14 protein-coding genes are annotated in these 15,897 nt (G+C 72.6%); 6 read left to right on the forward strand and 8 right to left on the reverse strand.

Annotation, left to right across the window (positions count from 1 at the left end; translation table 11 throughout):
• Nucleotides 1-1,128, reverse strand: a complete 1,128-nt coding sequence (nicT, locus tag AQJ67_RS20085) for a Nickel transporter NicT (RefSeq protein WP_079056055.1) — start codon at nt 1,126-1,128, stop codon at nt 1-3.
• A gap of 113 nt (nt 1,129-1,241) precedes the next feature.
• Nucleotides 1,242-2,006: a cobalt-precorrin-6A reductase gene (locus AQJ67_RS20090; RefSeq protein WP_062720572.1), complete on the reverse strand. Its 765-nt coding sequence runs from the start codon at nt 2,004-2,006 to the stop codon at nt 1,242-1,244.
• A 30-nt stretch (nt 2,007-2,036) separates the two neighbouring features.
• Between AQJ67_RS20090 and AQJ67_RS20095 the strand changes: the two genes are divergently transcribed.
• Entirely contained in the window at nt 2,037-3,176 is a 1,140-nt protein-coding gene (locus AQJ67_RS20095; RefSeq protein WP_062720361.1) for a cobalt-precorrin-5B (C(1))-methyltransferase, read from the forward strand.
• A gap of 133 nt (nt 3,177-3,309) precedes the next feature.
• Here AQJ67_RS20095 and cobM read toward each other — a convergent pair whose 3' ends face one another.
• Nucleotides 3,310-4,053: a precorrin-4 C(11)-methyltransferase gene (cobM, locus tag AQJ67_RS20100; protein ID WP_062720362.1), complete on the reverse strand. Its 744-nt coding sequence runs from the start codon at nt 4,051-4,053 to the stop codon at nt 3,310-3,312.
• Nucleotides 4,050-5,324, reverse strand: coding sequence for a bifunctional cobalt-precorrin-7 (C(5))-methyltransferase/cobalt-precorrin-6B (C(15))-methyltransferase (locus AQJ67_RS20105; protein ID WP_062720363.1), 1,275 nt, complete (start codon nt 5,322-5,324; stop codon nt 4,050-4,052). The genes cobM and AQJ67_RS20105 overlap by 4 nt, the downstream gene beginning before the upstream one ends.
• A gap of 142 nt (nt 5,325-5,466) precedes the next feature.
• On the opposite strand from AQJ67_RS20105, the gene tsaD reads away from it, so the two are divergent.
• Nucleotides 5,467-6,534 carry a tRNA (adenosine(37)-N6)-threonylcarbamoyltransferase complex transferase subunit TsaD gene (tsaD, locus tag AQJ67_RS20110; protein ID WP_062720364.1) on the forward strand — a complete coding sequence of 356 codons (1,068 nt, stop codon included), beginning with the start codon at nt 5,467-5,469 and terminating at the stop codon, nt 6,532-6,534.
• A gap of 134 nt (nt 6,535-6,668) precedes the next feature.
• Here the strand turns inward: tsaD and AQJ67_RS20115 are convergent, their stop codons facing one another.
• A complete protein-coding gene (locus AQJ67_RS20115; RefSeq protein WP_062720365.1) occupies nt 6,669-7,133 on the reverse strand; it encodes a DUF6194 family protein in 465 nt (154 codons plus the stop codon).
• A 62-nt stretch (nt 7,134-7,195) separates the two neighbouring features.
• On the opposite strand from AQJ67_RS20115, the gene AQJ67_RS20120 reads away from it, so the two are divergent.
• Nucleotides 7,196-7,921 (forward strand): MerR family transcriptional regulator, encoded by a 726-nt coding sequence (locus AQJ67_RS20120; protein ID WP_079056056.1) that lies wholly within the window; start codon nt 7,196-7,198, stop codon nt 7,919-7,921.
• Between the two features lie 61 nt (nt 7,922-7,982).
• A complete protein-coding gene (ligA, locus tag AQJ67_RS20125; RefSeq protein WP_062720366.1) occupies nt 7,983-10,088 on the forward strand; it encodes an NAD-dependent DNA ligase LigA in 2,106 nt (701 codons plus the stop codon).
• On the opposite strand, the gene AQJ67_RS20130 is transcribed toward ligA, so the two are convergent.
• Nucleotides 10,089-10,361, reverse strand: a complete 273-nt coding sequence (locus AQJ67_RS20130; protein ID WP_208615016.1) for a DUF6355 family natural product biosynthesis protein — start codon at nt 10,359-10,361, stop codon at nt 10,089-10,091.
• Nucleotides 10,362-10,566: 205 nt separating this feature from the next.
• Between AQJ67_RS20130 and AQJ67_RS20135 the strand changes: the two genes are divergently transcribed.
• Nucleotides 10,567-11,163 (forward strand): 2'-5' RNA ligase family protein, encoded by a 597-nt coding sequence (locus AQJ67_RS20135; protein WP_062720368.1) that lies wholly within the window; start codon nt 10,567-10,569, stop codon nt 11,161-11,163.
• Between the two features lie 17 nt (nt 11,164-11,180).
• Here the strand turns inward: AQJ67_RS20135 and AQJ67_RS20140 are convergent, their stop codons facing one another.
• Complete coding sequence (locus AQJ67_RS20140; protein ID WP_062720369.1) at nt 11,181-12,620, reverse strand: NAD-dependent succinate-semialdehyde dehydrogenase; 1,440 nt, start codon at nt 12,618-12,620, stop codon at nt 11,181-11,183.
• 38 nt (nt 12,621-12,658) lie between these two features.
• Nucleotides 12,659-13,909 carry an aspartate aminotransferase family protein gene (locus AQJ67_RS20145; RefSeq protein WP_062720370.1) on the reverse strand — a complete coding sequence of 417 codons (1,251 nt, stop codon included), beginning with the start codon at nt 13,907-13,909 and terminating at the stop codon, nt 12,659-12,661.
• A 276-nt stretch (nt 13,910-14,185) separates the two neighbouring features.
• Here AQJ67_RS20145 and AQJ67_RS20150 point away from each other — a divergent pair, with 276 nt between their 5' ends.
• A complete protein-coding gene (locus AQJ67_RS20150) occupies nt 14,186-15,892 on the forward strand; it encodes a PucR family transcriptional regulator (protein ID WP_107122936.1) in 1,707 nt (568 codons plus the stop codon).
• Nucleotides 15,893-15,897: the final 5 nt, after the last annotated feature.

Genomic DNA, 15,897 nt, shown 5'->3' on the forward strand with positions numbered 1-15,897 from the left:
CTACTCGGCTCCCTGTTCGGCGGGGACGGCTCGCTGTTCGGCGGGGACGGCTCGCTGTTCGGCGGGGGTGCGCCCCTGGGCCATCCCCGCCGTCCACTTCTCCTCGATCCGGCCGACCTTCCACACCAGCAGGGCGAGGGCCCAGGTGGCGAAGAACAGGCCGACGACGACGTATCCGATGATGTTGAGGTCGAGCCCGGACACCCAGTCCCAGAAGACGCCGTGCAGGTGCGCCTTCTCGGCGAGCAGGCCCAGCAGTTCGACGGTGCCGATGACGAGGGCGACGGCGACGGACAGGCCGGTGACGGTGAGGTTGTAGTAGACCTTGCGGACCGGCTTGGAGAAGGCCCAGCCGTAGGCGAAGTTCATGAACGAGCCGTCGATGGTGTCCAGCAGCGACATGCCGGCCGCGAACAGGACGGGCAGGCAGAGGATCGCGTACCAGGGCAGGCCGGAGGCGGCGCCCGAGCCGGCGAGGACCAGCAGGGCGATCTCGGTGGCCGTGTCGAAGCCGAGGCCGAACAGCATGCCCAGGGGGTACATCTGCCAGGGCTTGGTGATCGACTTCATGACGCGGCCGAGGAGGCGGTTCATGAAGCCGCGGTTGTCGAGCTGTTCCTCCAGGGCGGCCTCGTCGAAGTGGCCGGAGCGCATCTGCCGGAACACCTTCCAGATACCGGCCATGATCACCAGGTTGATGATCGCGATGAGGTAGAGGAAGGCCCCGGAGACGGTGGTGCCGATCCAGCCGGTGATGTCGTGCAGTCGCGAGTCGTCGTCCGTGACCGGACCGGCGAGCGCCTTCACGCCCAGGGAGAGCAGGAGGGCGAGGACGAAGACGATGGTCGAGTGGCCGAGGGAGAACCAGAAGCCGACGGACAGCGGCCGCTGTCCCTCGCTCATCAGCTTGCGCGTGGTGTTGTCGATGGCGGCGATGTGGTCGGCGTCGAAGGCGTGCCGCATGCCGAGCGTGTACGCGGTGATACCGATGCCGATGCCGAACGACTTCTCGCCGAGGCTGTAGTGGTGCGGGGCGACGATCGCGACCAGCGTGAACCAGCCGATGACGTGCAGCGCCAGGATGAACCCGGCCATAGCGCCGAGGTTCGCCCATTCCCTGCGGGTCATCGAGGCGCGGATGCGGTGCCATCTGGTTGTTCGGTTCTTCTCAGCCACACCCTTGAGCCTGCTGCAAAGAGATTGCAGGTAAAAGCCACACGCGGCAAAGCTGAGGTCAGGTTTCAGCCAGCGCCCGGGAAAGACGGTGTGCCGGTGACCAGCCAGTGCAGCGCCTGCTGCGGCTCGGCCACGACCCGCACACCGCCTGGGACCGGCGGCCTGCGCACCACGACGACGGGCACCCCGGCCTCGCGTGCCGCTCGCAGCTTGGGAGCGGTGGCCGCTCCCCCGCTGTCCTTGGTGACGACCACGTCGACGCGGTGCCGCCGCAGCAGTTCGCGCTCCCCGTCGAGGGTGAACGGGCCGCGGTCGAGCAGCACCTCCATGCGCGGCGGGTGCGGGGGCTCGGGCGCGTCCACGGACCGTACGAGGAACCACAGGTCGGCGAGGTCCGCGAAGGCGGCCAGCCCCATGCGCCCGGTGGTCAGGAACACGCGTCGGCCGAGCCCGGGCAGCGACCGCGCCGCCTCCTCCAGCGAGTCGACCTCGTGCCAGTCGTCCCCCGCCACCGGGACCCAGCCGGGGCGCCGCAGCGCGAGCAGGGGAACATGGGCGGTGGCGGCGGCCCGCGCCGCGTTGAAACTGATCGTCCCGGCGAAAGGGTGCGTGGCGTCGATGAGCGCGTCCACCTCGTGCTCACGCAGCCACGAGGCCAGCCCGTCGGCGCCGCCGAAGCCGCCCACCCGCACCTCGCCGGGCGGCAGCCGGGGCGCGGTGACGCGTCCGGCCAGCGAGTTCGTCACCCGCAGGCCGGGTACGGCGTCGGCCGCCAGCAGTTCGGCGAGGCGACGGGCCTCGGTGGTCCCGCCCAGAATCAGTACGTGCACGAAGTCCGGTTCCCTTCCGAAGAGTGAGGCATGACGAGCGAGGCCAAGGGCGGCCGCGGCGCCCAACTCAAGCACACCGGTCTGCGGCACGGCTGGACGACCGGCGCCTGCGCGACAGCGGCGACGACGGCCGCGTACACCGCGCTGCTGACCGGGGACTTTCCCGACCCGGTGCCGATCACGCTGCCCAAGGGGCAGACGCCGTCCTTCGCCCTGGCGGCCGAGGAGCTGACGGACACGTACGCCATGGCGGGCATCGTGAAGGACGCGGGAGACGACCCGGACGTCACCCACGGCGCACTGGTCCGGGCGACGGTGCGCCTGCTGCCGGCCGGGGCCGGGGTCGTGTTCAAGGCCGGCCCCGGTGTGGGGACGGTCACCCGACCCGGACTGCCGCTGCCCGTGGGCGAACCGGCCGTCAACCCGGTGCCCCGGCAGATGATGCGCGACCACGTCGCCCTGGTCGCGCGGCGGTACGGCGGCAGCGGCGACGTGGAGGTCACCGTCTCCGTGGACCACGGCGAGGAGATCGCCCGCTCCACCTGGAACCCCCGTCTGGGCATCCTCGGCGGCCTCTCCATCCTCGGCACGACGGGCATCGTGGTGCCGTACTCCTGCTCGGCGTGGATCGACTCCATCCGGCGCGGCGTCGACGTGGCACGGGCGGCCGGGCGCACCCACGTGGCCGGCTGCACCGGGTCCACCTCGGAGAAGACGGTCGTCGCCGCGTACGACCTGCCCGAGGACGCCCTGCTCGACATGGGCGACTTCGCGGGCGCGGTCCTGAAGTACGTCCGCCGCCACCCCGTCGACCGCCTCACGATCTGCGGGGGTTTCGCCAAACTCTCCAAGCTGGCCGCCGGCCATCTGGACCTGCACTCCGCCCGCTCCCAGGTAGACAAGGGCTTCCTGGCCGACCTGGCCCGCCGCGGCGGCGCCGACGAGACCCTCGCCGCCGAGGTGGCGAACGCCAACACCGGCCTCGCCGCCCTCCAGCTGTGCTCGGCGGCCGACGTCCCCCTCGGCGACCTGGTCGCGATCACCGCCCGCGACGAGGCCCTCGCCGTACTGCGGGGCGCACCCGTCGCGGTCGACGTCATCTGCATCGACCGCGCTGGCACGATCGTCGGCCGCAGCCCGCTGGCCGGCCCCGCGACCACCCGCCCCTGAACACGACACCGACAACGCCCCAAGGAACGCGGGGAACCGCGCGACCAGCGAAGGGGCGCGGGGAACTGCGCGACCAGCCCCCACGCACCCGCAGACAAAAGACGGCACTTCACGGCACCGCAAGCGGCAGCGCCTAGTGCCGCTCCCGCTCCGGCGAGTACAGGTGGCTGTCCCGGAACTGCTTCGCGCCGAGCGTCCGGCCGACCATGATCACAGCCGTGCGCAGCACACCCGCCTCCTTCACCTGCCCGGCGATCTCGTCGAGGGTGCCCCGGAGGATCACCTCGTCAGGGCGGGAGGCGTAGGCGACGACGGCGGCGGGGCAGTCCGCGCCGTAGTGCGGGAGGAGCTCCTCCACCACGCGGTCGACGTACCGGGCGGCGAGGTGCAGGACGATGAGCGCGCCGCTGCGGCCGAGGGTGGCGAGGTCCTCCCCCTCGGGCATCGCGGTGGCGCGGTGCGCGATACGGGTGAGGATGACGGTCTGGCCGACCGTCGGCACGGTCAGTTCCCGCTTCAGGGCCGCCGCCGCCGCGGCGAAGGCGGGCACGCCGGGGACGACCTCGTACGGCACACCGGCCGCGTCCAGCCGCCGCATCTGCTCGGCGACCGCGCTGAACACGGACGGGTCGCCCGAGTGCAGCCGCGCCACGTCGTGCCCCGCTTCATGGGCCCGCACCAACTCGGCGGTGATCTCGTCGAGGTCGAGGTCGGCGGTGTCCACCAGCCGCGCGTCCGGCGGGCATTCGGCGAGCAGCTCGCGCGGCACCAGGCTGCCCGCGTACAAGCAGACCCGGCAGGCGGCGAGCGTACGGGCGCCACGCAGCGTGATCAGGTCTGCGGCACCGGGGCCGGCACCGATGAAGTACACGGTCATCTGTCTGCTCCTGGAAGGGGGTTGAGGGTGTGCTGCGCCTTCTCCACGGCCCACTGGGTCACCGGCATCGCCTGACGCCAGCCGGTGAAGCCGCCCACGGGAACGGCGTGTGCCACGGCGAGCCGCACCAGCTCGCCACCGTGGCGCCGGCGGGCGTCGGCGAGCAGCGCCTCCGACTCCAGCGTCACGGTGTTGGCGACGAGGCGTCCGCCCGCGGGCAGCGCCTCCCAGCAGGCGTCGAGGAGTCCGGGCGCGGTGAGGCCGCCGCCGATGAACACCGCGTCCGGCGTGGGCAGTTCGGCCAGAACGGCGGGCGCGGCACCAGAGACGACCCGCAGGCCGGGCACGCCGAGCCGGTCGGCGTTGCGGGTGATGCGCTCGGCTCGCACGGGGTCGCGTTCGACGGTGACGGCCCGGCACGAGGGGTGGGTGCGCATCCACTCGATCGCGATCGACCCGGACCCACCGCCGACGTCCCACAGCAGCTCACCGGGCGCGGGCGCGAGCACGCCCAGCGTGACGGCGCGGATGTGCCGCTTGGTGAGCTGGCCGTCGTGCTCGTAGGCGGCATCGGGCAGTCCGGGCACGGCACCGAGGCGAGGGGCGTCCGGGGCGCGGTGGCACTCGACGGCGACGAGGTTCAGCGGGTCGCCGGGCTCGTCGTGCCAGTCGTCGGCGGTGGTCGACGCGGTCGTACGTTCCTTCTCGGCGCCGAGTTGTTCCAAGACCCGCATCCGGCTGGGCCCGTAGCCGCGGTCCCGCAGCAGCGCGGCGATCTCGGCGGGGGTGGTGGCGTCGGCGCTGAGCACGAGCAGCCGTCGGCCCTCGTGCAGGGCGGCGGCGAGACGGGCGGCGGGGCGGCCGACCAGCGTGACGACCTCGACGTCCTCCAGCGGCCAGCCGAGGCGGGCGCAGGCGTGCGAGACGGAGGAGGGGTGCGGCAGGACGCGCACGGCAGCGGCGCCGAGGATCTCGGTGAGGGCGCGCCCGATGCCGTAGAACATGGGGTCGCCGCTGGCCAGTACGGCGATGCGGCGGCCGGCGTGGGCGGCGAGGAGGCCGGGGACCGCGGGCCGCAGCGGCGAGGGCCAGGCGACGCGTTCCCCGGCACACCCGGGCGGCAGCAGGTCCAGTTGGCGCGGGGCGCCGATGACGACCTCGGCGTCCAGCAACGCGGCGCGGGAGCCGTCCGGGACGCCTTCCCAACCGTCGGCTCCGATCCCGACGACGGTCACGGCGGCGGGTGGAGGTGCGGGGCGTGCGGGGGTCACTGCGCGGTACCTCGGGACTCGAATGGGCAACGGAGACGCACTCTACGGGGCGGTGGCCTGCGTGTCCTTCGTCGGGTACACATTCACGGCGATCTTATTGCACACTACTTGCAATAACTTTTTCAGCGCAGGAAGGGTGGCGATGGGTTCTCCGATCGTGCTCGGCATCGAGTCGTCCTGTGACGAGACCGGCGCCGGACTGGTCCAGGGCGGGCGGCTGCTGGGCCACGCGGTGGCGTCGAGCATGGCGGAACACGCCCGCTTCGGCGGAGTGGTGCCCGAGATCGCCTCCCGGGCGCATCTGCACGCGCTGCGCCCGGTGGTCCGGCAGGCGTTGGACGAGGCGGGTCTGACGCTGTCCGACATCGGCGCCGTCGCCGTCACCACCGGCCCGGGCCTGTCGGGTGCGCTCCAGGTGGGCCTGGCCGGGGCGAAGGGCATCGCCTACGCCCTGGACGTGCCGCTGTACGGCGTCCACCACCTGGCCGGCCATGTCGCCGCCGACACGCTCACCCACGGGCCGCTGCCCGACCCCTGCGTGGTGCTGATCGTCTCCGGCGGCCACACGTCCTTGCTGTTGGTCCGCGACCTGGCCCGCGACCCGATCCTCCACCTCGGCGACACCCTCGACGACGCGGCCGGGGAGTGCTTCGACAAGGTGGCGCGGGTCTTCGGACTGCCGTATCCCGGCGGTCCGGCCGTCGACCGGGCAGCGCGCGAGGGAGATCCGCGCGCTGTCCCCTTCCCTCGCCCGCTGACCGGCTCCCGCGACGAGCCGTACGCCTTCTCCTTCTCAGGACTGAAGGCCGCCGCCGCCCGTTGGGCCGAGGGCCACACGGACGGGAAGCTGCCCGTGGCCGACGGTGCGGCCTCGCTCCAGGAGGCGGTCGCCGACGTGCTGACCCGCAAGGCGGTCGCGGCCTGTGCCGAGTACGGCGTGGGAACGCTGGTGGTGGTCGGCGGGGTCGCCGCGAACTCGCGCGTGCGGTCGCTGGCGGAGGAGCGGTGCCGGGCGGCCGGGATCGAGCTGCGCGTGCCGCCGCTGCGGCTGTGCACGGACAACGGCGCGATGATCGCCGCCGTCGGCGACTTCCTGGTCCGGGCCGGCGCCGAACCCGCCCCGCTGGACGTGTCGATCGACCCGTCGGCACCCCTGGAGTTCGCGGCCCTGCACCCGGTCGCGACCGGCGCGAAGGCGGTAGCGGCCTGAGGGGCGGCGGCCTTCGCGTGCTGTGAGGTGCCGAACCGCGTCGCCTTGCTCGGCCCCGGCGCCCGGCACCCGGCACCCGTACCGTTCACCGGCCGCCCAGCCCGTGCAGGCGACAGGCGGCCTTCGCTGGAGGCCTAGGAGGCGCGCCGTTCATGGCGTGTGCGGGCCAGGTGGCAGGCTGCGCGCAGCAGTTCACGGACCGCCGCTTCCGTGCCGGGGCCCGGGTTGACCACGGCCAGCCAGCCGAGGGTCCCGTAGACGGGGTGCGCCATCAGGGTGTCGGTGGCGCCGGGGTCCGCCTCCGTGGCGCCGCGTTCGCGCGGTGCGTGGCCGGTCCACCGGATGAACTCCGCCTTCCCCGCGGCGATGTTCAGGCGGAAGGTGTCCGGCCGGTCCAGACGTGAGGCCTCGTCGCCGGGGTAGTTCTTGGTCACGATCGTCGCGAACGGCTGCGTCGTCGTCGGGACGACGCCGTCAGGTGCGTAGTAGAAGAACGTGTCGCCCCAGCTGATGTCGGGCGAGCCGTCGCCGGGTGCGGGCCTGAGGGTCAGAACGCCGTCGAGAGCGCCGACGAAGCTGATGATCTCGTCCATGGTCATGTGCTCTAGCGTTGCATTGAGGTGCTTGTGGAGAGTCTGAGCTCGGAGGGCGGGGTTTCTGGTTGCGAAGTCTCAAATCAGGTGATCTGCGCACCGGCGACGTCGCGCGGTCTGCCGGGTGCTCCGTGCAGCAGGTGCGCAATCTCGAGCGCGACGGCGTGCTGCCGCCGGCGGCACGCACGGCCAAGGGCTACCGGATCTACGGGGAGACGCATCTGCGGTCCGCGCTGGCCTACCGCGCGCTGGCGACGGGCACGGGGCCGACCGAGGCCAAGAAGATCCTGCGGGCCGTCCACCGGTCCCCGCTGCCGGAGGTCCTCGCCCTGCTCGACGCGGCGCACGCGCGGCTCGACGCGGAGCGCGCGGATCTGAGACGGGCCAAGGAGGCTGCCCGGGCCGTCTCCGGCGAACCGATCGAAGACGTACGGGAGTCGGACTCGATGAGCGTCTCCGAGCTCGCCGCGGCGCTCGGTGTCCGCCCCTCGGCATTGCGGCACTGGGACGCGGAGGGTGTCGTCGTCCCGGACCGCGACCCCGAGCGCGGGACCCGTCGGTACACACCGGCGCAGGTGCGGGATGCGCGGATCGTGCACCAACTGCGCAAGGCCGGTTACCGCATCGCACCCCTGCGGGCCCTCATGCCGGAGTTGCGCCGCGCCCGCCGCACGGAGGACCTCGACTCCGCGCTGGCCGCCAGGGACCTCGACATCACGGCCCGTTCCAAAGCCCTGCTCGACGGTGCGGCCGCGCTGAGCGCGCTGCTGTCCCCGCCGGGGTCGGCGACCTGAATGCGGGAAGTGACGTCGCAGGTCAGGGGCGTTGTCAGTGGGGGCAGGCAGGATGGTCTGCATGACAACACCAGTTGCGCAGATCGTGGACGCCGCCGGGTACGCGCAGGCGGTCGAGGACGTCGTGAAGGCGGCCGCCGCCTACTACACGGACGGCACCTCACCACTGGACGACGACACCTACGACCGGTTGGTGAGAGAGATCTCCGCCTGGGAGGCCGATCATCCCGATGAGGTGCTGCCCGACTCCCCGACGGGGAAGGTCGCCGGTGGCGCGGTCGAGGGCGACGTGCCGCACACGGCGGCGATGCTGAGCCTGGACAACGTCTTCTCGCCCGAGCAGTTCACGGCCTGGACGGCCTCGCTGGCCCGCCGCATCGGACACGAGGCACAGCGGTACAGCGTCGAGCCGAAACTCGACGGTCTGGCGATTGCGGCCCGCTACACGCGGGGGCGGCTGACGCGGCTGATCACACGGGGTGACGGGACGGCCGGGGAGGACGTCTCGCACACCATGGGCACCATCGAGGGCCTGCCCGACACGCTGGCCGAGCCGGTCGACGTGGAGGTGCGCGGCGAAGTCCTCATGACGAGCGCGCAGTTCGAGCACGCCAACGAGGTGCGCACCGCGCACGGCGGCCAGCCCTTCGCCAACCCCCGCAACGCGGCCGCGGGCACCCTGCGGGCGAAGGACCGCGCCTACACGGTCCCGATGACGTTCTTCGGCTACGGCCTGCTGCCGCTGCCCGAGACCGACGGGCCTCTGGCCGCACGGCTGGACGCGCTCGCGCACAGTGAGCTGATGGCCTTGGCGGCCGAGCTGGGCGTGAACACCACCGCCACCACCCCGGTGCCCGGCGTCACCGCGGCCACCACGGCCGACGTGCTGACCCGGGTGCAGGAGATCGCCGCGTCGCGCGCCGGGCTGCCGTTCGGGATCGACGGCATCGTCATCAAGGCCGACCACGCCGCCGACCAGAAGGCCGCCGGATCAGGATCGCGGGCCCCGCGCTGGGCCATCGCCTACAAACTCCCCGCCGTGGAGAAGATCACCCGCCTGCTGGACGTCGAGTGGAACGTGGGCCGCACCGGCATCATCGCCCCGCGCGCCGTGCTGGAGCCGGTCGAGATCGACGGCTCCACCATCACCTACGCCACACTCCACAACCCGGCCGACATCACCCGCCGTGACCTGCGGACGGGCGACCAGGTGATGGTGCACCGCGCCGGAGACGTCATCCCGCGCGTCGAGGCCCCGGTCGCCCATCTGCGCACCGGCGACGAGAAGCCGATCGTCTTCCCGCGGGTGTGCCCGCGCTGCGGCTCGGGCATCGACACCAGCCAGGAGCGCTGGCGGTGCGAGCAGGGCCGCAACTGCCACCTGGTCGCCTCCCTGTCGTACGCCGCGGGCCGCGACCAGCTCGACATCGAGGGCCTGGGCGCCACGCGGGTCGTGCAGCTCGTCGAGGCCGGCCTCGTCACCGACCTCGCCGACCTGTTCACCCTGACCCGCGACCAGTTGCTCGGGCTGGACCGGATGGGCGAGACCAGCACCGACAACCTGCTGGCCGCCCTGGCCACAGCGAGGACCCGGCCGCTGTCGCGCGTGCTGTGCGCCCTGGGGGTGCGCGGCACGGGACGGTCCATGTCCCGCCGCATAGCCCGGTACTTCGCCACCATGGACAACATCCGTGCCGCCGACACCGACCAGTTGCAGCAGGTCGAGGGCATCGGCGCCGAGAAGGCGCCCTCCATCGTCGCCGAACTGGCCGAACTCGCCGGGCTGATCGACAAACTCGCCGCGGCCGGGGTGAACATGACCGAACCCGGCGCCACGTTCCCGCCCGTGGAAGCCGTCACCGGCGCCGACACGGACACCGGCGCCGACGACGTCGCGAGTGGCACCCCGGCCGCCGGGCCGCTCGCCGGGATGACCGTCGTGGTCACCGGTGCCATGACCGGTCCGCTGGAGAGGCTCAGCCGCAACCAGGTGAACGAACTCGTCGAGCGGGCCGGCGGCCGCTCCTCCTCCAGTGTCTCCAGGAAGACCAGCCTGGTGGTCGCCGGAGAGGGGGCCGGATCCAAGCGCACCAAGGCCGAGGACCTCGGTATCCGCCTCGCCACGCCCGACGAGTTCGCTCTCCTCGTCGCCGACTTCCTGGACTGATCAGCAGGTGCGATTCACGTAGTGGGCGCCCTGGATCCGGTCCGCGGAGCCCAGCCAGGTCTTGCCTGGCCCGACACACCGCTCGTAGTCGGGCGCCTGGGCGACCCGCACCTGGATGACCACGCGGGAGCCGTCGGACGTGCAGTGGTTGTAGTAGGCGTCGGAGCTGGTCTCGTAGAAGCCGCAGGGGTCGGCCGCCGCGGGGCCCGCCTGGGCGGTCACCGCGCCGAGGGACGTCAGGACGAGGGCGGCGGAACCGAGAGCACCGGTCACCATACGACGAAGACTCAAGGGGAACTCCTTGTGCAGGGCAGGCGGTGGACCCCGAAGAGCCTGCTGCCTGCCGGTCAGTCGGATACCTGCACAAGGATCGCCATGCCGGTCGGCGTCGTTGATCGAACATCACGGCGTTCACCTGGCGAATCGTTCGGCCTGTCCCCGATCGGATGATCTTGCCTCGATTTGGAATCATGGGCATATGGAGGGGAATGCGGGATTCGGCTCGGCCGAGCCGTGCGATGCGCTCCAGGTGGCGTCGACGGCCCGGACAGCGGTGGCGTGGCTTCCGCCGCGTGAGCTCTGGCCGGTCATCCAGGACATCCGCTGGGAGCATGATCCGCAGGTGCGGCGGTGGCCGCCGCATGTGAACTTGCTGTTCGGGTTCGTACCGGAGGAGGAGTTCAGGCGGGCTGTGCCCCTGCTCTCCGCCGGGGCGGCGGCCGGCACACCGTTCACCGCGCGCCTGGCGGGTGTGCGGTATTTCCGCCACCGCCACTACGCGACGGTCTGGCTCGATCCGGCCGCGGCAGGTCAGGCACCGTGGGCCCGGCTCCAGCGGGAGCTACAGCTGCGGTTCCCCCTCTGCCTCGGACGCGGCGGCCGCTTCACCCCGCATCTGTCCCTCGGCCGCACCCACGACCCGAAAGGCCTGGCAGCCGCGTGTGCCGTCCGGCTCGGCACCCTGTCGGCGGCCGTCGAGGAGGTGGTGCTGCTCTCCCGCCGCGGCGAGGAGCCCATGACTCCCCGGGCAGTGATCACGCTGGGCACGGGCGAGGTCCGCCGGCCCGTGCGGTGAGAGAGGGAGGGCGTCGGTCACCTCACGGGGATCGCCAAGTACTGGTACTCCAGGAACTCCTCGATGCCGACCCGGCCGCCTTCCCTGCCCAGACCCGACTGTTTGACCCCGCCGAACGGGGCCGCCGGGTTGGAGACCAGTCCCGTGTTGAGGCCGACCATGCCCACCTCCAGGCGTTCGCCGACGCGCAGGGCGCGGTCGAGGCCCTCGGTGAAGACGTAGCCGACGAGCCCCCAGGGGGTGTCGTTGGCGCGGCGTACGACCTCGTCCTCGTCGTCGAAGGTGAGGATCGCGGCGACCGGGCCGAAGATCTCCGTGTCCATCAGCCGGCTCTCGGGGGCCACGCCCGTGAGGACGGTCGGCGGGTAGAAGCAGCCGGGGCCTTCCGGGGTACGGCCGCCGACGAGGACCTCGGCGCCGCGCTCCACCGCGTCGGCGACCAGTTCCTCCACCTTGGCCCGGCCGGCCGTGTCGATGAGGGGGCCGACGTCCACCCCGTCGCGGGTGCCGGGGCCCACGACGAGCCGTCCCATGCGCTCGGCGAGGCGCCGCCCGAACTCGCCCGCCACGGAGCGGTGCACGAAGAAGCGGTTCGCGGCCGTGCACGCCTCGCCCATGTTGCGCATCTTGGCGAGCATCGCGCCATCCACGGCCACGTCCAGGTCGGCGTCCTCGAAGACGATGAACGGCGCGTTGCCGCCCAGCTCAAGGGAGGTCCGTACGACGGTGTCCGCGCACTGGGCCAGGAGCAGCCGTCCGACCTGGGTGGAGCCGGTGAAGGACAGTTTGCGGATCTGCCCGCCCCGCAGGAGAGGTGCGCACACCTCGCCGGCGCGGGAGGTGGTGACGACGTTCAGGACACCGTCCGGCAGTCCGGCCTCCTTGAGGATCGCGGCGAGGGCCAGGCTGGAGAGCGGGGTCTGCGGGGCCGGCTTGAGGATCATCGTGCAGCCGGCGGCGACCGCCGGGCCGATCTTGCGGGTGCCCATGGCCAGCGGGAAGTTCCAGGGCGTGATGAGCAGGCAGGGACCGACCGGGCGGCGGGAGAGGAGCATGCGGTGGCGGCCGTCGGGCAGGGTGCCGTAGCCGCCGTCGACCCGGACGGCCTCCTCGGAGAACCAGCGGAAGAACTCGGCCGCGTACGCCACCTCGCCCCTGGCCTCGGCGAGTGGCTTGCCCATCTCTGACGTCATCAGGTGGGCGAGTTCGTCGGTGCGTTCGAGGATGATCTCGTGGGCCCGGCGCAGGATCTCGCTGCGCACCCGGGGTGCCGTACGGGCCCACGCCTGCTGGGCGCCGACGGCGGCCTCCTCCGCGAGGCGGGCGTCCTTGGGGCCGGCGTCGGCGACATGGCAGAGGATCTCGCCGGTCGCCGGGTCGTCCACGGGCATGGTGGCGCCGTCCGAGGCGTCCGCCCAGGCGCCGGCGATGAACAACTGCGTGGGGGTGTCGGTCATGACGTCTCTCCTGGTGGGTCGGCGGCGGGGTCGAGCGGTCACGCTCCGACTTCCACGGCGGTCGCCCAGGCCTCAAGGCCCTCGTCCACGGCCGTCTCGTCGATGACGAGTGCCGGGATCATCCGTACGACCTGGTTCCACGCACCGCACAGCAGCAGAAGCAGGCCCTGGTCGACGGCCGCGCGCTGGACACGGGCCGCGGTCTCCGGGTCGGGGCCGCCGTCCTCGGTGACGAACTCGCTGGCCAGCATCAGTCCGAGGCCCCGCACGTCGCCGATGCCGGGCGTGCGGTCGGCCACCGCCTCCAGGCCCCGGCGCAGCCGCTCGCCCATCGCCTCGGCGTTCTCGACGAGCTTCTCGTCGCGGACGACGTCGAGGGTCGCGCAGGCCGCCGCGCAGGCCACGGCGTTGGCGCCGTACGTGCCGCCCTGCGACCCGGGCCAGGCCTTGGTCATCAGCTCCTCGCAGGCCGCGATGCCGGACAGCGGGAAGCCGCTCGCCAGGCCCTTGGCGGTGACGAGGACGTCCGGGGTGACACCGAAGTGGTCGTGGCCCCAGAAGCGTCCGGTGCGGCCCACTCCGGTCTGCACCTCGTCCAGGATCAGCAGGAAGCCGTGCCGGTCCGCCCGTTCCCGCAGGCCCTCCATGAAGGCGCGGTTCGCGGGGACGTAGCCGCCCTCGCCCAGCACCGGTTCGACGATGATCGCGGCGGTGTCGGCGGGCGAGGAGACCGTCTGGAGCGTGTAGTCGAGCTCCCGCAACGCGAACCGGGTGGCGGTCTCCTCGTCCCAGCCGTAGCGGTAGGCCGTGGGGAAGGGGGTGACGACGACTCCGCTCATCAGGGGTGAGAAGCCCGAGCGGAACCGGGTGCCGGACGTGGTCATCGAGGCGGCGGCGACCGTACGGCCGTGGAAGCCGCCGTGGCAGACGACGACGTTCGGTCGGCCGGTGGCCTGCCGGGCAAGCCGCAGCGCGGCCTCGACCGCCTCGCTGCCGGAGTTCGTGAAGAACAGGCTGTCCAGACCGGTGGGCAGCACCTCGCCCAGCTTGTCGACGAGGCGCCGCAGCGGCTGGTGCATGACGGTCGTGTACTGGCCGTGGATCAGCGTGCCGACCTGCTCCTGGGCGGCCGCCACCACCCGGGGGTGGCAGTGGCCGGTGCTGGTGACGCCGATGCCGGCGGTGAAGTCCAGGTAGCGGCGGCCGTCCTCGCCGTAGAGGTGGACGCCCTCACCACGCGTTGCCACCACGGGCGTTGCCTGGCGAAGGTGCGGCGACAGTGCGGTCATGTTCGTCTCCCGGCGGTGACGTGAGGGACCTGGGCGGCCTGAGTACTCCGCGCGTTCTGGGTGTGGTGCGTGCTCGGCTCCGGCACTGCCGAGCATCGCGGCGGCTGCGGAGGGCGACAACGCCTGATGTGTCCGGTGCCGAGGCGGGGTTCGGACGTTCTGTCAGGCGTGAGTGCCCGTACCCGGCCTTCGTCGCCCCCTCCGCCTCACGGGACCGCCCCTTGCGCAGGTCAGCGGGGCTTGTCACAGTGACGAGCGGGCATCCAGGGAGACACCGTGACCGAGCAGCACCCCAAGGACGGGGACGGCACCGCATCCGGCCGTGCCCTCACCGTCGCCGACGTCCTGGCCCTGCCCGTCCTGGCCGCGGGACAGCCACGGGTCGTCACCGGCGCCGGCCATCTCGACCGGCCGGTGCGCTGGGTCCACATCACCGAGTTGACGGACCCGGCCTCCTTCCTCAAGGGCGGCGAACTCGTCCTGACCACCGGCATGCCGTTGCCCGAGGACGCGGCGGGAGTGCGCAGGTACGTCGACGAGCTCGCGGGCGTCGAAGCGGCGGCCCTGGTCATCGAACTCGTACGGCGCTACCACCGGCCGCCCGCCGCCCTCGTCCAGGCCTGCCGGGCCCGTGGCCTCCCCCTGGTCACGCTCGCCAGGGACGTCAACTTCCTGGAGGTCACCCAGGTCGTTCACGCGCTGATCCTCGGCAACCAGGCCGAGACGATACGCCGCGCCCAGCGGATCCACGAGGCGTTCACCGCGCTGACGCTGCGCGGCGCCGGGCCGGAGGACGTCATGCGGGCGGCGGCGGTGATGAGCGGCCGCACGGTCGTGCTGGAGAACCTGGTGCACCAGGCGCTGGTCTGTGAGCCGTCCGGCGGCACCGTGGAGGAGGCGCTCACCGACTGGGAGGCACGCTCCCGGGCGACCCCGGCGCGTGACCGGGCGGGTGTGTCCGGCCCGGAGGGCTGGCTGGCCGCGCCCGTCGAGTACCAGGGCGAACGCTGGGGGCGCGTGGTGATGCTGCCGCCCCGAACGCGAGAACCGGCCAGACAGGCACCGACTGGTGAAGACCCGGCCAGGCAGGAACCGGCTGGGCAGGAACCGGCGTTCGGGCCGGAGCACATCACCGTCCTGGAGCGCACGGCGATGGCCCTGACCGTCGCCCGCCTCATCCACGCCGCCCCCTGGGAGCGCGCCGCGCACCGCAACGCCCTGCGCGACCTGGTCGAGCAGCGCCACCACTCCCCCGCCGACTCCCGGGCACGCTGTGCCGCGCTGGGCCTGCCCACGCGGGACGCCGGCTTCGTCGCGGTGCTGGTGGACCTGCACGAGGAGGCCGAGGGCGCCGAGCCGGAGGCACGGCTGTCCCACGAGCTCGGCACGGCCGGTGTCGCCGCTCTCGTCGGCGACCTGGCGCCCGGTCGCGTCGGCGTCCTGCTGGCCCTGCGCACCCGCCAGCCTTGGCGCCCGGCCGCCGAACGCCTGAGTCGCGCCGCACTGGCCCTCGCCCCGCACGCCGTGGTGAGCGTCGGCTCTGAAGTCGCGGACCTCTCCGACGCCACCCGCTCCTTCCGTGCGGCGGCCCGCGTCGCCGAGGCCACCCCGCCCGGCGAACCGCTCCCCCCGGACCGTTCCTTCCACGAACTGTCCGACATCGGCCTGCGCCGCCTGCTGCACGCCCTGCGCGCGGACTCCCGGATCCAGGACTACGCGGAACGACAGCTCGGCCGCCTGGTCGAACACGACACCCGCCACGGCACCGACCTGCTGACCACGCTGCGCCACTACCTCGACGCCGCCGGAAACAAGACCACCACGGCCCGCCGGGGCAGCCTCTCCCGGGAAACCGTGTACCAACGCCTGCGCACCATCGAGCGACTCCTCGACCGCGACCTGGAGTCCGGCGCGCAGCGCACCGAACTCCACGTGGCGCTCACGGCCCTCGACGTCCTGCGCGCCCGCCCCGACCTGCCGTGACCGGT

This window comes from Streptomyces caeruleatus, from assembly GCF_001514235.1.
In the GTDB taxonomy this organism is placed as follows: Bacteria; Actinomycetota; Actinomycetes; order Streptomycetales; family Streptomycetaceae; genus Streptomyces; species Streptomyces caeruleatus.

Coding starts and splice junctions, on each gene's coding strand:
- nicT (WP_079056055.1), bottom strand. CDS start 1,128: ATGACCCGCAGGGAATGGGCGAACCTCGGCGCTATGGCCGGGTTCATC.
- AQJ67_RS20095 (WP_062720361.1), top strand. CDS start 2,037: ATGACGAGCGAGGCCAAGGGCGGCCGCGGCGCCCAACTCAAGCACACC.
- cobM (WP_062720362.1), bottom strand. CDS start 4,053: ATGACCGTGTACTTCATCGGTGCCGGCCCCGGTGCCGCAGACCTGATC.
- tsaD (WP_062720364.1), top strand. CDS start 5,467: ATGGGTTCTCCGATCGTGCTCGGCATCGAGTCGTCCTGTGACGAGACC.
- AQJ67_RS20115 (WP_062720365.1), bottom strand. CDS start 7,133: ATGACCATGGACGAGATCATCAGCTTCGTCGGCGCTCTCGACGGCGTT.
- ligA (WP_062720366.1), top strand. CDS start 7,983: ATGACAACACCAGTTGCGCAGATCGTGGACGCCGCCGGGTACGCGCAG.
- AQJ67_RS20135 (WP_062720368.1), top strand. CDS start 10,567: ATGGAGGGGAATGCGGGATTCGGCTCGGCCGAGCCGTGCGATGCGCTC.
- AQJ67_RS20140 (WP_062720369.1), bottom strand. CDS start 12,620: ATGACCGACACCCCCACGCAGTTGTTCATCGCCGGCGCCTGGGCGGAC.
- AQJ67_RS20145 (WP_062720370.1), bottom strand. CDS start 13,909: ATGACCGCACTGTCGCCGCACCTTCGCCAGGCAACGCCCGTGGTGGCA.